Below are 15744 nucleotides of genomic sequence, written 5' to 3'. Positions count from 1 at the left end.
CAGGACCGGCGCACCCGCCAACTCAAGGACGACCTACACCCGGTTATGCGGCCGAACAGGCCACCGTTAATGCCCGGGGTTCAATCGTGACGTCTGCCGCCGCGGTGGCGGGGGCCTACGTCGACGGCCGCACGACCGTACACGCAGTCGGCGCTATTGCAGTTGGCATCCTTGGCAGGGCCGCCGGACAGTGCTCGGGCGGCATCGTCAGCGCTAAGGCTGACCAGATCGTCCGCGGAGAAGCTGCGCAGATGTCAAGGTGCCAAAGGGGCAACGACTGCACAAGGGGCTTCCTGCTGCATCCGCACTCGCCACTTCCCACGAAGAACTAGGCAGGGCCTCATGGAGGAAACTTTCAAGACGCCGGCCACACGCTCGACACCACGCTGGGAGCTCCCTGGCGAACTTGAGCTACGTGCATTCTGGCTCGAGCATCGCCCCAACGCTCTGACACGGAGCGTCGCCCTTTCGGCAAATACCTGGCGAATCCACCTGTCGGAAGTAAGATCGACGAAGACTCTAGGCAGGGATTGGTCCATCAGGGCGTTGAGAAGGGGGGGCGCCTTCCTGCGCCTTGCCGTCATAGACCTGGCAGGCGACATGCACGTCTTCCGAGTGCGCCAGCCGCGGACCTGGGCGCAGTTGATCGAGGAGCAGCGGCACGGAATTTCGGGGGAGAGTTCCGAGAAGCAAGGAGAGTTCCCAACGTCGAGCAGCCTGCTAGACGCAGCCAACTCGCCGCTAGCCATGGTGCTTCTCGCCATGATGTTCTGGCCCATCGGCCTTTACTTGGCTATCCATCGCGTTCGCAGCGACAGGCAGGCACGTAAAGCCACGCCGCGACTAGCTTGGGCTGCACTGACCATCGCAATTCTTATGGCAGTCAGCACACCCCTGACTTTGGCCTTTGGCGTGTGGCTGACCGTCTCGACTGCATAAGAGGTAGTCCAGGGGGGGAGTTTGTTCAGGGCGCCTGCGGGTCGAACAGAAGTACTTAGGCTGGCCGTACCGCTGACGGCACAAAGGGAGCCATGGGCGCTCTTGCTTATACAGCCGTAGGTGGGGCGGATGCAGGTCTGGCCGCTCAAAGCCTCCGAGCACTCGATTGACTTGGCGGTAAAGATGACTGCAACCGTCGTGGTCAGAAGACCGCCGGGCGGCTACAGAGATGCCATGCGCCGGTATAAGGTGCGACTGGACGGAAAAGTAGTCGGGAAACTCACCGCCGGCTCCGAGCTCCGTGTCGACGTCCCACCCGGAGAACACACTCTCCAGGGGACAATTGATTGGTCGGGTAGCGAGATCGTTCGATTCGTGGTCACCGAGGACCACGTCGCCATCTTCCACCTTGCGCCAGCAGGTTCTGCCGTTAGCTTTTGCCAAGCCTTCACAAGCCAAGGCTACCTAAAGCTCTTGAGGGAAGATGGTTTCCTCTGAGCAGTTGTTGCGACCAGAGGAGTTCGGCGTCGGGAACGAGGACATCGACGACTCAGTCAGCGGTCTGCGGTCGGTCTGAAGTGGCCTACCTGGAGCGTCAGCGAGGGGCTCTTCGTGCCTCCGGTGGGCCGAGGGCGCCGGGGCGGCTCACCGCGCACCGTGGCCTACAAGTCTCCGCGTCATCTCGCTCTCCGATCACCCGAGCAGCGAGATCGGCCTCACGATGTCGGCGTACAGCAGCAGCAGCGACATGACCACGAGCAGGCTCGTGACGACGTAGACCACCGGCATCGCCTTGGCGACGTCGACCGGCCCGGGGTCGGGCCGTCGTCGCAGCCGGGCGACCTGACGGCGCAGCGCCTCCCACAGCGCGCCCGCGACGTGGCCGCCGTCCAGCGGCAGCAGCGGCAGCAGGTTGAAGACGAACAGCGCGACGTTGAGGCTGCCCAGCACCCCGACCAGACCGGCGACCCGGTCGGTGAGGTCGAACTGGTCGATCACCGCGATCTCCCCCGACAGCCGCCCCACCCCGACGATGCCGATCGGGCCCTCGGGGTCACGCGGGGCGTCGCCGAAGGCGGCCTGGGCGACGTCGATCATCCGCACCGGCAGGGTCAGCACCACACCGCCGACCGCGACGACCTGATCGAGGACGACCTCCGGCACCGCGGTCACCGGCTGCGGCGTCACCTCGGAGACCGGCGAGACGCCGAGGAAGCCCGCCTCCTGCGTGAGCACCGTGCCGTCGTCGTCCACCACGACGGCGCCGTCCCCGTCGAGCTGCGGCACCTGCGTGGCGATCGGCGTGATGACGAGGTCCAGCAGCTCACCGTCCCGCTCGACGACGAGGGGCACCTGCCGCCCCGCGGCGTCGCGGATGTCAAGGCGCAGGGTGTCCCAGTCCTCGACCGGGGCCCCGTCGAAGGAGGCGATCCGGTCCCCCGGCTGGATCCCCGCCTCGGCGGCCGGGGTCGGCGGGGCGTCCGGCGGGCAGGACGTCGCCGTCGACGTCGCCGGCAGGACGCACTCGCTGACCGTCGCGACCCGCGTCGTCGGCGACAGCACGCCGATGACGCTCGTGAGGATCCCGAGCAGCACGACGGCGATGAGCAGGTTCATCGTCGGACCACCGAGCATGATGATCACGCGCTGGTGGACCGGTAGCCGCCAGAAGGCGCGGTGGGCGTCCTCCGGGCCGACCTCCTCGGCGGACAAGCGCCGGGCGTCGTCGGCCATCGTCTGGAAGATGCCCGTGGAGGACTCGCGCACCACGCCCGGGTCCTCCCCGCGCCGCGGCGGGAACATCCCGATCATCCGGATGTAGCCGCCGAGCGGGATGGCCTTGACGCCGTACTCGGTCTCCCCCCGCTGCCGCGACCAGATCGTCGGGCCGAAGCCGACCATGTACTGGGTGACCTTGACGCCGAACTTCTTCGCCGGCAGCAGGTGCCCGACCTCGTGCAGCGCGATCGAGAGCGCGAGACCGACGACGAAGACGAGCACGCCGACGACGAGGAAGCCGACCGTCGCGAGGCTCCACGTGACGGTCACCGCGTGCTCCCCGCCGTCGCACGGGTCTCGACCTCAGGTGCAGAGGCAGGTCCGACGCCCAGCAGCTCGCGCGCGCGGGCCCGCGCCCACCGCTCGGCGCCGAGGACGTCGTCGAGGGTCAGCAGCTCGCCCGTGACGTCGGCGGCTGCGTCGGGCGCCGAGCTGGCGTCGTCGACCACCCGGGCGACGGTGTCGACGATGCTGAGGAAGGACGTGCGCCCGGCGAGGAAGGCCCCGACGCACTCCTCGTTGGCGGCGTTGTAGACCGCCGGCGCCGTCCCGCCGGCCTCCCCCACGGCGCGGGCGAGGCGGACGGCGGGGAAGGCGTCGTCGTCGAGCGGCTCGAAGGTCCACGACTGGGCGGTGGACCAGTCGCAGCCGGGGCCGGCGTCCGGCACCCGGTCGGGCCAGCCGAGGCCGAGCGCGATGGGCAGGCGCATGTCCGGCGGCGAGGCCTGGGCCAGCGTCGAGCCGTCGCAGAACTCGACCATCGAGTGGACGACGGACTGCGCGTGGACGACGACGTCGACCCGGCTCATCGGCAGGCCGAAGAGCAGGTGCGCCTCGAGCACCTCGAGCCCCTTGTTCATCAGCGTCGCCGAGTTGGTCGTCACCACCGGGCCCATGACCCACGTCGGGTGCGCCAGGGCCTGCGCCGCCGTGACGCCCTCGAGCCGCTCGCGCGACCAGCCCCGGAACGGCCCGCCGCTGGCGGTGAGCACGAGCCGGCGCACCTCCTGCGTGCGTCCGCCGCGCAGGCACTGGGCGATCGCGGAGTGCTCGGAGTCGACCGGGACGACGGCGCGGGCCATCCCCCCGGCGCGCTCGGCGGCCGCCAGCACGAGCGGTCCGCCGACGACGAGGGACTCCTTGTTGGCCAGCGCGAGGACGGCGCCCTCCGCGGCTCCGCCAGGTGCGGCCGCGTCCAGCGCGGCGAGCGTCGGCGCGAGCCCGACCGAGCCGGTGATGCCGTTGAGCACGACGTCGGCGGGCAGCGCGGCCGCCCGCGTGACGGCGTCCGCGCCGGCGTCGACCTGCGGCGACCACCCGGGGCGGCCGGCGGCGCGCGCGGCGTCCGCGAGGTGCTCGCGCAGGGCCGGGAGCGCGCGCTCGTCGGCGACGGCGACGTGCTCGGCACCGCTCGCGAGCGCCTGGCGCGCCAGCAGCGCCGGGTCGGACCCGCCCGCGGCGAGCGCGACGACGCGGAAGCGCCCCGGCGCAGCGGCGACGACGTCGAGCGCCTGGACGCCGATGGACCCCGTCGAGCCGAGGACGACGACCCGCCGCGGCGTCGCAGGGATCACCGGGTCGGCGTCGGACGTCGTCACGCTCACGACCGCGATGGTGCCACCGCGCCCTGGGAGACCCCGGGGTGAGGCGCGTCAGGCACGCGAGGGGGCGAAGCGGCGACGTTCCCCTCCAGCTCCCCGCTACGGCGGGTCGGCGACATGGCCGCTCCCCCGCCAGGTGCCGGCGCGACCGCGGGTAGCGAGGATGCCCGCGTGCGCGACGCCACGCCCGAGGACGCCGCGGCCTGCGCGGAGATCTACGCCGAGCACGTGCTCGGCGGCTGGGCGACCTTCGAGGTCGACCCGCCCGGCGTCGCCGAGACCGCCCGGCGCATCGCCGTCGCGCAGCAGCGGCACGCGTGGCTGGTCGCCGAGGAGGGCGGGCGCGTCGTCGGCTTCGCCTACGCCAGCGCCTTCCGGCCTCGCCCGGCGTACCGCTGGACCTGCGAGACGACGGTCTACCTCGCCTCCGCCGCGACCGGGCGCGGCACCGGCCGCCGGCTGTACGGCGAGCTGCTGCGCCGCCTCACCGACCGTGGCCTGCTCACGGCGATGGCCGCCGTCGCCCAGCCCAACCCGGCGAGCGAGGCCCTGCACGCGAGCCTCGGGTACCGCCGCGTGGCCCTGCTGCCGCGGGCGGGCTGGAAGCTCGACGGCTGGCACGACGTCGCGTGGCTCAGCCGGACGCTCGGGGAGGGACCGCAGGACGGACCTGCCCCGCCCGAGCCGCGGTGAGGGCAGGAGCACGTAGCGTCGCGCGCCGCAGGGGCGGACCAGCCGCACGACCGACGAGGAGAGCCACCACCGTGGGAGCACGCACGACGACGTCGGCCTTCGTCACCCCGCCGTCGGCCGCCGAGCAGCCGACCCGCCCCACGCTGCAGGGCACCTTCGGCATGGCGGCGACGACGCACTGGCTTGCCTCGGGCACGGCGATGTCGGTCCTGGAGCGCGGCGGTACCGCCGTCGACGCCGCGTGCGCCGCCGCCTTCGTCCTGCACGTCGTCGAGCCGCACCTCAACGGGCCCGGCGGCGACGTGATAGGGCTCGTGGCCACCGCCGATGGCGCGCCCGTCCGGGTGCTCATGGGCCAGGGGCCCGCACCGGCCGGCGCCACGCCGGAGCACTACCGCGGCGAGGGCCTCGACCTCGTGCCCGGGGCCGGGGCCCTGGCCGCCGCCGTGCCGGGCGCCGTCGACGCCTGGCTCGTGCTGCTGCGCGACCTCGGCACGTGGGAGCTCGCCGACGTCCTGGCCCCCGCCACCGGGTACGCCCGCCACGGCTACCCGGTGCTGCCGCGGGTCAGCGCCACGGTCTCCGCCGTCGCACCGCTGTTCGCCGAGCACTGGCCGACGTCGGCCGAGCTGTGGCTGGTGGACGGCGCTCCCCCGACGCCCGGGTCGCTGCACACCAACCCCGCCTACGCCGAGGTGCTCGACCGCCTCGTGCACGCCGGGAGCGGCCGGCCCTCGCGGGAGGCGCGCATCGAGTGCGCGCGCTCGGCGTGGGGCGAGGGCTTCGTGGCCGACGCCGTCGACGCCTTCGTCCGCCGTCCGCACCGCCACTCCACGGGCACCGACCACGCCGGGGTGCTGCGCGGGGAGGACATGGCCGAGTTCTCCGCCGGCTTCGAGGACGCCGCGACCCTCGACGTCATGGGCGTCACCGTCGCCAAGACGGGCGCGTGGGGGCAGGGACCGGCCCTGCTGCAGTCGCTCGCGCTGCTGGAGGGCTTCGCCCCGGCCGACGTCGACCCCTCGACCCCGGACGGCGCCCACGTCGTGCTGGAGGCCCAGAAGCTCGCCCTCGCCGACCGGGACTGCTGGTACGGCGACCCCGGCCCCGAGGACCCCGCCAACGAGCAGGTCCCGCTCGCCACGCTGCTCTCGCGCGCCTACACGGCGCAGCGGCGCGAGCTCGTCGGCGAGGAGGCGAGCCACGAGCTGCGGCCCGGCTCCCCCGACGGCCGCACGCCCGTCCTGCCGCCGCTGCGGGAGAGCTACGACGCCTCGGGCGCGGGCGGCGCGACGGGCGAGCCGACCGTCTCCCGCTCGGGCGAGACCCGCGGGGACACCTGCCACCTCGACGTCGTCGACCGCTGGGGCACGGTCGTCTCGGCGACGCCGTCGGGCGGGTGGCTGCAGTCCTCCCCCGTCGTGCCCGGCCTCGGGTTCTGCCTGGGCACCCGGCTGCAGATGACCTGGCTGGAGCCCGGGTCGCCGTCGACGCTCCGACCCGGACGGCGCCCGCGCACGACGCTCACGCCGACGCTGGTGCTGCGCGACGGCCGGTGCGTCGCGGGGCTCGGCTCGCCCGGCGGGGACCAGCAGGACCAGTGGCAGCTGCTCTACCTGCTCCGGACGCTGCTCGGCGGGTACACCCCGCAGCAGGCGATCGACGCGCCGGCGCTGCACACGACGTCGATGGCCGGCTCCTTCTGGCCGCGCACGTGGACCCCGGGCGGCGCCGTCGTCGAGGACCGCCTCGGCGAGGACGTCATCGCCTCGCTGGAGCGGCGCGGGCACGTCGTCACCCGCGCCGGGGACTGGTCGCTGGGACGCCTGTCGGTCGTCACCCGCGACCCCGCGACGGGGCTGCTCCAGGCCGCCGCCAACCCGCGCGGGGACCAGGGGTACGCCGTCGGGCGCTGAGCACCGTCACCTCGGCCGACCTGCGGGTGGCAGGCTCGGGCTCGTGAGTCTGGACCCCGCCGCGCTGCCGCCGCACGTCCTGGAGTTCCTCGCCGAGCGGCACCTGGCGACGCTCACCTCGCTGCGGCGCGACGGCAGCCCGCACGTCGTCCCGGTCGGCTTCACGTGGGACGACGAGCGCGGGCTCGCGCGCGTCATCACCTCCGGCGACTCGGTGAAGGCCCGCCTGGCGGGCCGCGGCGGACGCGCGGCCGTGTGCCAGGTCGACGGCGGGCGCTGGCTCACCCTGGAAGGGCCGGTCGCGGTGCTCACGGGCGCCGCCGACGTCCGGGAGGGCGAGGAGCGCTACGCCGCCCGCTACCGGGTGCCGCGCGAGAACCCGCGCCGCGTCGTCCTCGCCATCACCGTCGACCGGGTGCTCGGGCGGGTGCCGGCGCCGCAGGGGTGAGCCGCGCTCTCGTCGGCCGACGAGCGCCGATCTGGTCGGCGGCGGACTACCGTGCGGACATGGCGCTCATGGCCTCCGTGCTGGACGACCCCCTCGGTCCGCAGGGACTCAGTCCGGCGCCGTGACCATGACGGCGACGGCGCGGTCGAGCAGGGCGTCGACGGACGCCTCCGCGTAGCCGCGCCGGCCGCGCCGGCTGCGGAAGACCGCGCCCCTGACGTCCTCGACGGCCAGGGCCTCGCCGTCGTCGAAGTAGGCCTTCAGGCGGTCGCAGAGCTCGTCGACGTCGCCGACGTGGTACCCGCGGTGCAGGCCCGTCGCCCGGGAGACACGCTCGCCCGGGACCCGGCGCACCCGGCGGGCGACGACGCGAGCCAGCGCGGCCAGCTCCTCCAGGTAGGCCTCGCGGCCGCGCCGCGCGATGGAGGTCTCGCGCTCGTGCCGGGCGACGGCGTCGGCCAGGCGGGCCAGCGCCGCGTCGACGCGCGTGACGTCGTACCCGCGGCGCCGCAGGCCGAAGGTGGCCGACCGGACCTCGGCGGCGCTGAGGTCGAGCGTGCCGCCTGGTGGCGAGGAGGTCGGCGCCTGGGCGCCGGCCGAGGCGGACGCCGCCGTGGGAGGCGACGCGGGAACCGGTCCTACCCGCTCGTAGGCCTCCCGGGCGCCGGCGAAGAAGGCGTCGACCTCCTCGACGTCGTACCCGCGCGCGAGCCGGCCGACGCGGGGGAAGAGGCTCACGGCGTCGGACTCTGCCAGAGGTGCCAGGCGCAGGAGAGCAACGACTCAGCGAGGAGCGGGCGTGCCCAGCTCGACGGACACCGGACCCGACGTCCTCGGCCCCGGCCCACCTGCGCCGGCGTCTGGTCCCGGCTGGGCCAGGTCGCTCGCGGCGAGCTGGCCGCACGCGCCGTCGATGTCACGGCCGCGGGTGTCCCGGACGGTCGTGGGGACGCCGTGGGCGCGCAGCCGCTCGACGAAGGTGCGCTCGACGCGCGGGTCGGACGCCGTCCACCGTGAGCCCGGCGTCGGGTTGAGCGGGATGGGGTTGACGTGCACCCAGCCCCGCCCGCGCCGGTTCAGCTCCGTCCCGAGGAGGTCCGCGCGCCAGGCCTGGTCGTTGACGTCGCGGATGAGCGCGTACTCGATGGAGACGCGGCGGCCGGTCGCCTCGAAGTAGCGGCGGGCGGCGTCGAGGGCCTCTCCCACCTTCCAGCGCGTGTTGATGGGCACCAGCTCGTCGCGCAGCTCGTCGTCGGGCGCGTGCAGGCTCAGCGCGAGCGTCATGGGGATGCCCTCGGCGGCCAGCCTGTCGATGGCCGGCACGAGCCCGACCGTCGACATCGTGATGCCGCGCGCCGACATCCCCAGGCCGTCCGGCGCCGGCGCGACCATGCGGCGCACCGCGGCCAGCGCGCTGCGGTAGTTCGCGAGCGCCTCCCCCATGCCCATGAAGACGACGTTGCTGACCCGCAGCGCCTCGGCGACGGCCCCGTCCTCCCCCGCGTCCCCCGGCCCCGCCGCCTCGGCGACGAGCGAGCGGGCCGCGGCGACGACCTGCTCGACGATCTCGGCCGTCGAGAGGTTGCGCGTCAGCCCGGCCTGGCCGGTAGCGCAGAACGGGCAGTTCATGCCGCAGCCGGCCTGGCTCGACAGGCAGAGCGTGACCCGGCCCGGGTAGCGCATGAGCACGCTCTCGACGAGCGCGCCGTCGTGCAGACGCCACAGGTTCTTGCGCGTGTCCCCGCCGTCGGCGGCCATCTCCCGGACCGGCGTCAGCAGCGGCGGCAGCAGCGCGGACACCAGCTCCTCGCGGCGCGCCTTCGGCAGGTCCGTCATCTGCGCCGGGTCGACGACGAGCCGCTCGAAGTAGTGCGTCGACAGCTGCTTGGCGCGGAAGGCCGGCAGGCCCAGCTCGACGACGGCGGCGGCGCGCTCGTCGGGCGTCAGGTCGGCGAGGTGGCGCGGCGGCTTGCCGCGGCGCGGGGCGGAGAAGGTCAGCTGACCGGGGGCAGGGCTCATGGCCCCTCCAGGGTCCCACGGACGCGGCGGTCGACCGGTCGGAGTCGACGCGACGAGCCGGGCGCCGACGTCCCCGCACGCCGACGAGGGAGACCGACCGGGGACGCTCGCCCGCGCGCCGCGGCGACGAGCCACCGCGAGACGTCAGCACGTCATCTTGACGTCTTGACGTCTTGACGTCACTGCGTCAGGCTCGTCGTCGTGGACGCGACGGCCGACGACCTGGTCGACCGGCTGGCCCGGGTCGAGTCCCGTCTCGCCGCTCTGGAGGCCGAGCGGGAGACCGCACGACCCGTCGGCGGGTCCGCGGCGACCGACGGGTCGACGTTCTGGGCGCTGGAGGGCCTGCGAGCCCGCAGCGACGGCGACGGCGTCCTCGTCACCGGCCTGACGCGGCTGCCGACCGGCGGCCGGGCCGAGTGGCAGGAGGGCTACCCGGCGAGCGCCGTGCTCGACGGGGACTGGGAGGCCAGCGCGCCCGTCCTGGCCGCCCTCGGGCACCCGGTGCGGCTGCGGCTGCTGCACGCCGTCCTGCACGGGAGCGTGACGGCGGCCGAGCTCACCGGGCTGCCCGGCGTCGGGACCAGCGGGCAGACCAACCACCACCTGCGCCAGCTCGTCGCCGCCGGCTGGCTGCAGCGGGCCGCCACCGGGCCCCGCGGCGCCTACGAGGTGCCGGTCGCCCGCGTCGTGCCGCTGCTCGCCGTCCTCGCCGTGTGCCGGCGCTGACCGCCTCCCTCTCCGCCCGCCGTCGCGCGGGACCACAGCACCGAAGGAGCCGCCATGGGCCCGAGAAGCCTCCTCGCCGTCGCCCTCGGCGCGTCGCTCGCCCTCGGCGTCGGCGCCGCCCTGGCCGTCGGCCCGAGACCCCCCACGCTGGACGACGCGCCCGTCACCGGCGACGTCGACCTCGCCGCCCGGGCCATGCAGGCCCTCGGCGCCGGCGGCGTCCGCGCGTTGTCGGTGGCCGTCGTCGACACCGCCGCGCCGGCGGGCCAGCAGGTCCGCCTCGCCGCCGTCGGCACGACCGCCGGCGCCGGCAGCGACCCGGTGCACCCGGCGACGCCCTTCGAGACCGGCTCGGTCGCCAAGGCCCTCGACGGCCTCCTGCTCGCCGACATGGTCGAGCGCGGTGAGGTGGACCTCGACGAGCCGGTCGGCGTCCTGCTGCCGGGGACCCCGCTGGTGGGCGCCGACGCGACGCTGGTCGAGCTGGCGACCCACCGCTCCGGGCTGCCGCGGCTGCCGCCCGGCTCCTTCCTCCCCGGCCTCCTGAACCGGTGGAGCGGGGCCGACCCCTACGACGAGACCCCCGCCGACGTCCTGGCCGCGGCCGCCGAGGCCGGTGCGCCCGGCGGGTCGGAGCCCGCCTACTCCAACCTCGGCGCGGCCGTCCTCGGGCTCGCCCTCGCCGAGCGGGCGGGCCGGCCGTGGCCGGACCTGCTCGCCGAGCGGCTCGCCGAGCCGGTCGGGATGAGCGCCACGAGCGTCGCGACGACGCCCGAGGAGGTGCCGGCCGGCGGCGCGCAGCCGGTGCGGGCGAACGGCCGCGCCGTCGAGGCCTGGACGGCGCCGGGGTACGCCCCCGCCGGCGTCGGGCCCTGGTCGAGCGCCGAGGACCTCGCGGCCCTGGCCACCGCCCTGCTCGACGGCAGCGCCCCGGGGGCCGCCGCCCTGGAGCCCGTCACGGCGTACACCGGCGACCGCGAGATCGGCCTGCACTGGATCACCTCCCCCCTGGAGGACGACACCGGCGAGGAGCACCTCGTCACGTGGCACAACGGCGGGACGGGCGGCACGAGCACCTTCGTCGGCCTCGACCGCGAGCGGGGGCGCGCCGTCGTCGTGCTCGCCACGACCACGCGCTCCGTCGACGACGCCGCCCTCTCGCTGCTGCTGGAGGCCCCTGGTGCGTGAGCTCTTCCCCGCCGTCGTCGCCGGCGGCCTCCTCGTCCTCCTCTGCCTCGTCCCCGCCGTGGGGACGGCCCGACGCCTGCTCGGTGCGCCGCAGGGACGGGCGCTGCCGCTGCTGCGCGACCGCTGGCAGCTGCTCGAGCAGGTGGCGGGCGCCGTGCTGGCGCTGGTGGCGGCCGCAGTGCTCGTGCCCTGGGACGTCGTCCCGACGCTGCTGTGGGGCCTGGCCGCCGTGGCCGGCGCGCTCGTGCTCGTCGGCGGGGCGCTGGCGCTGCCGGCGCTGCCGGCGCTGGCCCCGGACGCCCGCGGGCGGCTGCACCCGAGGACGCGCGTCACGTCGGCGGTGGTGACGGCCGTGCTGGCGGGCGCGGCGCTCGCCCTGGCGGCCTGAGCGACCGCCCAGGGCGGGGCCTCAGCTCTCTCGCCAGGCTCCCCAGCGTCGCCGGAGCTGGTCGCCGACGAGCGTGCACGCGTCGGGCAGCTGCAGCCGTTCCCACGCAGCGAGGTCGACGGGGCGACCGGTCAGGTCGGCGACCAGCAGCGTCCACGCCGTCCCGTGCCCCACGAGGACGAGATCCCGGACGCCGTCCGCGGCAGCCCGCTCGCGATGGTCGCGGACGGCGGCGGCGACCCGCGCGCACGTGCTGGCCGCCGTCTCCCACCCCGGGGCCGCCGAGGTCTCCTGGTGGACGAGGGACCGGTGGATGCGGAGGGCGTAGTCCTCCAGCCACCCGGCGGGACGGGCCTGCTCGCGCAGCGCCGCGTCGAGGGCGACGGGCCCGTCGGTCAGCATCTCGGCGCTCTCACGCGCCTTGGGCTCGTCGGAGCTGACCCAGCGAGCCCCCATCGGCAGCACCCCGCTGCCACGCAGCGCGGCGAGCCCGTCGACGTGCTCCGGGTCCAGACCCCAGGTCGACGGCTCGCGCGAGGGGTCGACGAGCGGGCGGCCGTGCCGCACGAGGTGCAGCACCGTCCCGGACGACGTCCCGCTCACGGGACCGGCACCAGGAGGGCCAGCACCAGCCACGCCATCGGCGCCGTCACGACGAGCGAGTCGAGACGGTCCATGATCCCGCCGTGGCCGGGCAGCCAGCGGCCCATGTCCTTGATGCCGAGGTCGCGCTTGAGCATGGACTCGGCGAGGTCGCCGAAGGTGGCCGTGAGCCCCACGAGGGCGCCGAGGACGACGCCGGCCCACCACGGGCCGCCGAGCAGGACGACGACGAGGACGGCACCCACGGTCAACGACACGAGGACGGAGCCGGCCAGCCCCTCCCACGACTTCTTCGGGCTCACCGACGGCGCCAGCGGGTGCCGCCCGAGGGTCGCGCCGGCGGCGTAGCCGCCCACGTCGCTGCCGACGACGGCGGCGACGAAGACGAGGACCCGCAGCTGCCCGTCGGGCTCGGCCAGGGTGAGGACGGCCGTGGACGCCAGCAGCGGCAGCCAGGAGAGCACGAGCAGGCCGGCCGTGACGTCACGGACGGCGCCGTCGCGGCCCTCGGCCACACGCCAGGCCACGACCGCCACGCACGTCAGCCCGTAGACGACGAGGGCCGCCTCGGCGCCCTGGACGAAGGCGGCCACGAGCAGGACCGTCCCCCCGACGAGGACGGGGGTGCGGGGGACGACGAGCTGGCGGGTGCGCAGGGCCGCCGACACCTCGAGCACCCCCGCGGCGATGACGACGACGAGCAGGACGAGGAAGGCCTCCCGGAGCACGAGCAGCGTCCCGACGCTGACCCCCGCGATGAGCAGCCCCACGCCGATGGCCGCCGGCAGGTCACGCCCCGCGCTGCGCCGGCGGGGCGCCTCGGACGGCGACGTCGTCGCCGCGGCGGCCGCCCCCTGCGCAGCAGGCGACGCGGCCCCGTGGCCGTGGTCCGTCGCGGGACCCGTCGGGGTGCTGCTGGTCGTCCGACCGTCGTCGGGCACGCGACTCCTCTCGCGCTGCGCTCCCCGGCGCCGTCGACGGGGAGGGTGGCGCCGCAGGGCGCCGAGGGTGGCTGGCCGGCGGCTCACACGTCGAGGAGGTCGTTCTCCTTGCGCTTGAGCATGTCGTCGATGGCGTCGACGTGGGCCTTCGTCAGCCGCTCCAGCTCCTTCTCGGCGCGGCCGACCTCGTCCTCGCCCGCCTCGCCGTCCTTCACGATGCGGTCGAGCTCCTCCTTGGCCCGGCGCCGGACGCCCCGGACGGTGATCTTGCCGTCCTCGCCCTTGGTCCGCGCCAGCTTGACGTAGTCGCGGCGGCGCTCCTGCGTGAGCTCGGGCATCTGCAGCCGGATGACGACGCCGTCGTTGCTCGGGTTGACCCCGAGGTCGGAGTCGCGCAGCGCTCGCTCGACCGAGCCGAGGGTGCTGCGGTCGAAGGGGCTGACGAGCACGGTGCGGGCCTCGGGGGCCTGCACGGACGCCAGCTGCTGCAGCGGCGTCGGCGCGCCGTAGTAGTCGACCATCACCTTGGAGAACATCGCCGGGTTGGCGCGGCCGGTGCGGATCGCCGCGAGGTCCTCCTTGGCGACCTCGACGGCCCGGTCCATCTTCTCCTCCGCGTCGAGAAGGGTGTCGTCGATCACTCCGGGCTCCTTCGGTCTGGCGTCGTCGTGCCGGCGGCTGCGGGGCGGCGCCCACGCTCCCGGCACATCCCACGTGTCGAGGGCCGGTCAGGCCACCTCGACGAGGGTGCCGATCTTCTCACCCCGGACCGCCGCCGCCACGTCGCCGTCCCCCATGCCGAAGACGACCATCGGCAGCCCGTTGTCCATGCAGAGGCTGAAGGCCGTCGCGTCGAGCACCTTCAGGCCCCGCACGAGCGCGTCCTCGTAGGTGAGGTGCTCCAGCCGCTCCGCGGAGGGGTCGCTGCGCGGGTCGGCGGTGTAGACGGCGTCGACCCCGTTCTTGGCCATGAGGACGACGTCGGCGTGGGTCTCCAGCGCACGCTGGGCGGCGACGGTGTCGGTGGAGAAGAAGGGCATGCCGGCGCCGGCACCGAAGATGACGACGCGGCCCTTCTGCAGGTGCCGGATCGCGCGGCGGGGGATGTACGCCTCGGCGACCTGGCCCATCGTGATGGCGCTCTGCACGCGCGTCTCGACGCCCTTCTGCTCCAGGAAGTCCTGCAGCGCGAGGGCGTTCATCACCGTCCCGAGCATCCCCATGTAGTCCGCCCGCGAGCGGTCCATGCCGGCCTGGGCCAGCTCGGCGCCGCGGAAGAAGTTGCCGCCGCCGACGACGACGGAGACCTGGACGCCGTCGAGCACCGCCTCGGCGATCTCGGCCGCGACGCGGTTGACCACGTCGGGGTCCACGCCCGTCGCCCCGCCGCCGAAGGTCTCCCCCGACAACTTGAGCAGCACGCGACGGGGACGTGCGCTCGGGGCCGGGCCGCCCGACGAGCCCTCATGGGTGGTCGCGCCCTCCTGCCCCCCGCTCGTCGTGGACGGTGCGTCCTGGGGGGGCGGCGTCGTGGTCGTGCTCACGGGGCTCCTCGGGTCCGGTGGCGCGGGGGTCTCCCGCTCGGGACGGGCGCCCGCCCGGTGGCGGGTGGCCGGGCCGGGTGCTGCGTTGCGCGCGCCCGGCGGCGTGCGACGGTGACGTCGTGCCGGTGCAGTGTGCCCGATCAGCAGGGCCCCGCCGGCCAGCCACGAGGAGGAACACCCATGAGCCCGTCGCAGGCCCCCGTCGACCCCCCGGCGTCGCCGCTCGCCGCGAGCGTCACCGACGGCCCGGGGCCAGGCGCCCCTCTCGTCCTGCTGCTGCACGCCTTCCCGCTGGACCGCTCGATGTGGGACGACGTCGTGCCGCTGCTCGCGCCCACGTGCCGGGTCGCCGCCGCCGACCTGCCCGGGCTCGGCTCGCCCGTCCCCGGCGGGGCCTCGCCGAGCCTGGACGTCGCCGTCGACGGCGCGCTGGCGCTGCTGGACGCCGAGGAGGCGTCGTCCGCCGTCGTCGTCGGCCTGTCCACGGGCGGCTACGTCGCGGCGGCGCTCGCCGGGCGGGCACCCGAGCGGGTCGCGGCGCTGGCGATGCTCAGCACGTCGACGCAGGTCGGGCCGCCGGACGACCCCGACGAGCGGCGTGCGACGGCGGAGCGGCTCCTCGGCGCGGAGGGGCTCGACGCCGTCATGGGCTCGGTCGAGGAGGGCCTGTCCGCGCGGGCCCGCCGTGAGCGGCCCGAGCTGGCCGAGAAGGTCGCCGCGACCATCCGCGGCCAGGACCCAGCGGACGTGGCGTGGGTGTGCCGGGCGCTGGCGGCGCGCGAGGACACGACGGCGGCGCTGCGTGACCTCCCGGCGCCCGTCCTGCTGCTCTTCGGCGAGGCCGACGAGGCGACACCCGCGGACGTCCGCGGACGGCAGATGCAGGAGGTCCGCCCGGACGCCGAGCTCGTCGTCGTCCCCGGCTCGGGGCACCTTACGGCGCTGGAGGCGCCGCA

Annotated in this window: 16 protein-coding genes; 8 read left to right on the top strand and 8 right to left on the bottom strand. The window is 75.1% G+C overall.

Annotated elements, in window-relative coordinates; all coding sequences use genetic code 11:
- Positions 1-1068 precede the first annotated feature (1068 nt).
- On the top strand, positions 1069-1437 hold the full coding sequence (locus tag WDV86_RS03035) for a hypothetical protein (RefSeq protein ID WP_339566115.1): 369 nt from the start codon (positions 1069-1071) through the stop codon (positions 1435-1437).
- A gap of 195 nt (positions 1438-1632) precedes the next feature.
- On the opposite strand, the gene WDV86_RS03030 is transcribed toward WDV86_RS03035, so the two are convergent.
- Together WDV86_RS03030 and dxr are read right to left on the bottom strand one after the other, a co-directional pair.
- The gene (locus tag WDV86_RS03030; RefSeq protein WP_339566114.1) at positions 1633-2988 is read right to left on the bottom strand and encodes a M50 family metallopeptidase; all 1356 of its coding nucleotides are present in this window, start codon (positions 2986-2988) and stop codon (positions 1633-1635) included.
- Positions 2985-4316: a 1-deoxy-D-xylulose-5-phosphate reductoisomerase gene (gene dxr, locus WDV86_RS03025; protein ID WP_445262919.1), complete on the bottom strand. Its 1332-nt coding sequence runs from the start codon at positions 4314-4316 to the stop codon at positions 2985-2987. Before dxr ends, WDV86_RS03030 begins: the two co-directional genes overlap by 4 nt.
- A gap of 174 nt (positions 4317-4490) precedes the next feature.
- Here dxr and WDV86_RS03020 point away from each other — a divergent pair, with 174 nt between their 5' ends.
- From WDV86_RS03020 to WDV86_RS03010, 3 genes are all read left to right on the top strand, one after another.
- Entirely contained in the window at positions 4491-5012 is a 522-nt protein-coding gene (locus tag WDV86_RS03020) for a GNAT family N-acetyltransferase (protein ID WP_339566112.1), read from the top strand.
- 161 nt (positions 5013-5173) lie between these two features.
- Positions 5174-6928 (top strand): gamma-glutamyltransferase family protein, encoded by a 1755-nt coding sequence (locus WDV86_RS03015; RefSeq protein ID WP_445262918.1) that lies wholly within the window; start codon positions 5174-5176, stop codon positions 6926-6928.
- A 43-nt stretch (positions 6929-6971) separates the two neighbouring features.
- A complete protein-coding gene (locus tag WDV86_RS03010; protein ID WP_339566110.1) occupies positions 6972-7376 on the top strand; it encodes a pyridoxamine 5'-phosphate oxidase family protein in 405 nt (134 codons plus the stop codon).
- 108 nt (positions 7377-7484) lie between these two features.
- Here WDV86_RS03010 and WDV86_RS03005 read toward each other — a convergent pair whose 3' ends face one another.
- Together WDV86_RS03005 and rlmN are read right to left on the bottom strand one after the other, a co-directional pair.
- Positions 7485-8114, bottom strand: coding sequence for a DivIVA domain-containing protein (locus WDV86_RS03005; protein ID WP_339566109.1), 630 nt, complete (start codon positions 8112-8114; stop codon positions 7485-7487).
- 45 nt (positions 8115-8159) lie between these two features.
- Entirely contained in the window at positions 8160-9395 is a 1236-nt protein-coding gene (gene rlmN, locus WDV86_RS03000; RefSeq protein ID WP_445262917.1) for a 23S rRNA (adenine(2503)-C(2))-methyltransferase RlmN, read from the bottom strand.
- Positions 9396-9596: 201 nt separating this feature from the next.
- Here rlmN and WDV86_RS02995 point away from each other — a divergent pair, with 201 nt between their 5' ends.
- From WDV86_RS02995 to WDV86_RS02985, 3 genes are read left to right on the top strand one after another with little or no spacing between them, the layout of a single operon-like run.
- On the top strand, positions 9597-10124 hold the full coding sequence (locus WDV86_RS02995; protein ID WP_339566108.1) for a winged helix-turn-helix domain-containing protein: 528 nt from the start codon (positions 9597-9599) through the stop codon (positions 10122-10124).
- 54 nt (positions 10125-10178) lie between these two features.
- Positions 10179-11312, top strand: a complete 1134-nt coding sequence (locus WDV86_RS02990; protein WP_339566107.1) for a serine hydrolase domain-containing protein — start codon at positions 10179-10181, stop codon at positions 11310-11312.
- Positions 11305-11700, top strand: a complete 396-nt coding sequence (locus WDV86_RS02985) for a hypothetical protein (RefSeq protein WP_339566106.1) — start codon at positions 11305-11307, stop codon at positions 11698-11700. The genes WDV86_RS02990 and WDV86_RS02985 overlap by 8 nt, the downstream gene beginning before the upstream one ends.
- Positions 11701-11721: 21 nt before the next feature.
- On the opposite strand, the gene WDV86_RS02980 is transcribed toward WDV86_RS02985, so the two are convergent.
- From WDV86_RS02980 to pyrH, 4 genes are all read right to left on the bottom strand, one after another.
- Positions 11722-12303: a histidine phosphatase family protein gene (locus WDV86_RS02980; protein ID WP_339566105.1), complete on the bottom strand. Its 582-nt coding sequence runs from the start codon at positions 12301-12303 to the stop codon at positions 11722-11724.
- Positions 12300-13244 (bottom strand): phosphatidate cytidylyltransferase, encoded by a 945-nt coding sequence (locus WDV86_RS02975; protein WP_339566104.1) that lies wholly within the window; start codon positions 13242-13244, stop codon positions 12300-12302. Before WDV86_RS02975 ends, WDV86_RS02980 begins: the two co-directional genes overlap by 4 nt.
- 83 nt (positions 13245-13327) lie before the next feature.
- A complete protein-coding gene (gene frr, locus WDV86_RS02970) occupies positions 13328-13885 on the bottom strand; it encodes a ribosome recycling factor (protein WP_339566103.1) in 558 nt (185 codons plus the stop codon).
- Positions 13886-13972: 87 nt separating this feature from the next.
- Positions 13973-14665, bottom strand: a complete 693-nt coding sequence (pyrH, locus tag WDV86_RS02965) for a UMP kinase (protein ID WP_339566117.1) — start codon at positions 14663-14665, stop codon at positions 13973-13975.
- 303 nt (positions 14666-14968) lie between these two features.
- Here pyrH and WDV86_RS02960 point away from each other — a divergent pair.
- On the top strand, positions 14969-15744 hold a 776-nt coding region (locus tag WDV86_RS02960), incomplete at its 3' end, for an alpha/beta fold hydrolase (RefSeq protein WP_339566102.1).

Source organism: Pseudokineococcus sp. 1T1Z-3 (genome assembly GCF_037482365.1).
Taxonomy (GTDB): domain Bacteria; phylum Actinomycetota; class Actinomycetes; order Actinomycetales; family Quadrisphaeraceae; genus Pseudokineococcus.
Note: the sequence above shows the minus strand (reverse complement) of the source record. Positions and strands in the feature narration are given on the sequence as shown.